Here is a 2,651-nt window from a genome sequence, read left to right as displayed (position 1 = left end):
CCCAGCGTGTCGCGCAAGCCCTGCGAGCCCGCCTCGGCGGAAAGTGTCAACGTCCGCTGGCCCAGTTCCACCAGAAGGCGCGCCGTGTCCTCGTTCAGAAGGTCCGCCCGGAGGGAGCTGACCGTGGCCCGCAGGCCCCTCTCCTTCAGCCACCGGAGGAGATCCTGGAAATCGTCCCCCTCGGCGACGGCGGCGCCGACGAGCCCCACCCGATTCACCTTCAGGTCCCCCGTACTCTTGAGAATCTGTTCCCGCAGTGCGTCGGGGTCCGCCGGTCGGTAGCCGCCCGCCATCCAGCCCACGGCGCAGAACCGGCAGCTTCGGGGACAGCCGCGGCCCAGTTCCACCAGCGCCGTCTCGCCGAAGTGCCCCGCGGGGTGCACCGTCTCGCTCGCCGCGTAGGAGCGGGACGTCCAGATTTGGCGCTCGCCCGGCGCGCCGAGGGCGTCCACGTGGAGGCCGAATTTTCCAAAGAGCGACCAGGCCTCCTCCCTCGAGTGGGGCGGATTTTTGTGCATCCCCTCCAGCACCGACGGCAGGACGGTCTCGGCGTCGCCCGAGTAAACCGCGTCGAAGAAGGGCGCCAGGTGCAGCGGGTTCAGGCTGGGGGCTACGCCGCCGGCGAGGAGGCCGGCGGAGCGCAGCGTGTCCAGGAGCCCGGGGTAGTCGTTTTCGAAGGATACCGAGGCCAGGACCAGATCGAAGGATCCGAGGGGGCGGTTCCAGGCGAAGGAGACGGGCCGGCCCTCAGGCCGGTCGAGGTCGTAGAGCCTGTCGGCGGACCAGCCGGGGGCGTCGTCGGCCAGCGCCCACACGCGCTGGTGGCCCAGGTTGGCGACGCCGGAGGCGTAGTCGTCGCCCCAGACCGCGCAGGCGGAAAGCGCGGTGCCGGGTCGGCTCCGGCGGCCCCGTTCGTTTTCCCACAACCGGCTGACATCGCGCTTCATGCTCGGATTGCCCCTCCGCTCGTGTTCCAAGGGCCCAACCTTACCACCGGCCGGTCCCGCTGACAAGAACGCCTTGAAGCCGCGCCCTTTTTAGGCTTATACTGTGTGTGCCAGGTGGAAAAGGGTGGGGATGCGAAGGCTTCTATCGGTTTCGATTCTCCTCGCGACGCTCTGGGCGTCCGCCGCGCCCGCGGGGACGCAGTGGGTCGTCGTCGAGGCGTACAGCCGCGGCGATTTCGATTCTCTCGCCCCCCTGAACCTGGACGTCCTTTCCTCCAACACCGCCGACGGGCTGCACGTCCTGGCCACGGACTCGGACCTCGAGGCCCTGGCCTCCCTGGGTTACCGCTGGCGGACGGTGGACTACGATTTCTCCCGGGTGCGCTTCGGCTCCCGTGGCGGCGACTCCTTCTACGGTGGCTACCGTACCGTCGCCGAGATGGAAGCCGAGCTAGAGGAATTGGCCGCCGCCCACCCCGACATCTTCAACCTTTTCAGCTTGGGTCCCAGCTACATGGGCCGGGACATCTGGTGCATGAAGGTCAGCGACAACCCCACGGTGGACGAGGCGGAGGGGGAAATCTTCATCCACGGCAACACCCACGCCCGGGAGATAATGACCCTCGAGATTCCCATGTACTTCCTCAACCGCATCGCCCTAGACTACTACACCGACCCGGAGTTGGCCTACTTGATAAACTCCCACGAGGTGTTCATCGTCCCCACGGTAAACCCCGACGGCCACGTTTGGGTGGAGGAGCACAGCGACGGGGACCCGGGCGGCTGGAGGCGGAAGAACATGCGGCCGCCCGACGGCGTGGACCTTAACCGCAACTACGGCTACATGTGGGGCTACAACGACACGGGCTCCAGCCCCGATCCCTGGTCGGCGCTCTACCGCGGCGCGTCACCGTTCAGCGAACCGGAAACCCTGGCCGTCCATAACCTGTTTCTGGACCGGGAGTTCGAGTTCGCCGTCAGTTACCACAGCTTCGGCGAGCTGATTCTGCTCCCCTGGGGGTACGTGGACGAACCGACCGCCGACGAGGCGACATTCCGCGCGTACGGCAACGCCATGAACGACGTCATCACCGGCCAGGGGCACGGTCCCTACGAGGTCGGGCGCCCGGGTGAAATCCTCTACCCGCTGAACGGCGATTTCGACGACTGGTCATACGGAGGGGATTACGTTCCGGGCGGAATTTCCCCCGACGAAGCCTTCGAGGGTGGGGTGTTGGGCTTCTCCTTCGAGGTGAACTCGGAGGAGGACGGGGGCTTCGCGCCGCCGCCCGAGGAGATAGAGCCGACCTGCGAGCTGCACTGGCCGGTGTTCCTCTGGATGCTGGAGAACGGGGTCGAGGCGCCCGCGGGATTCCTCACCGACCTGGCGGCCACGCCGGTGGGCGACGGCGTGCGGATTAGCTTCAGCTTCTGCGGCTGCGAGGAGGTCTTCTTCAAGATAATGCGCGAGGAGGCCGACGGGTGGCGGGCGCTGAACGGGACGCCCCTCGAGGGTTCCACCGATGTGGCGTACTACGACCTGGACGTGGAACCCGGCGGGACTTACCGCTATCGGGTGGACGTGCTGGAGCGTAACGGCGAGCCGGTGAGCTACGGCCCCGCGGAGGTCACGGTGCCCCCGGGCGGCCGGCGGGCGGTGGAGCTGCGCAACGCCTTCCCCAACCCGGCGGTCGGCGGCACCAC

Annotated in this window: 2 protein-coding genes; one reads left to right on the top strand and one right to left on the bottom strand. The window is 67.6% G+C overall.

What is annotated here, in order from left to right; all coding sequences use genetic code 11:
• Positions 1 to 947 (bottom strand): radical SAM protein (locus tag NTW26_11890; protein MCX7022948.1); only part of this gene is annotated, 947 nt, incomplete at its 3' end.
• A 130-nt stretch (positions 948 to 1,077) separates the two neighbouring features.
• Between NTW26_11890 and NTW26_11885 the strand changes: the two genes are divergently transcribed.
• A partial coding sequence (locus NTW26_11885; GenBank protein MCX7022947.1) for a M14 family metallopeptidase occupies positions 1,078 to 2,651 on the top strand: 1,574 nt, incomplete at its 3' end.

The sequence above is a fragment of the bacterium genome, from assembly GCA_026398675.1.
Classification (GTDB): Bacteria; RBG-13-66-14; RBG-13-66-14; order RBG-13-66-14; family RBG-13-66-14; genus RBG-13-66-14.
Note: the sequence above shows the minus strand (reverse complement) of the source record. Positions and strands in the feature narration are given on the sequence as shown.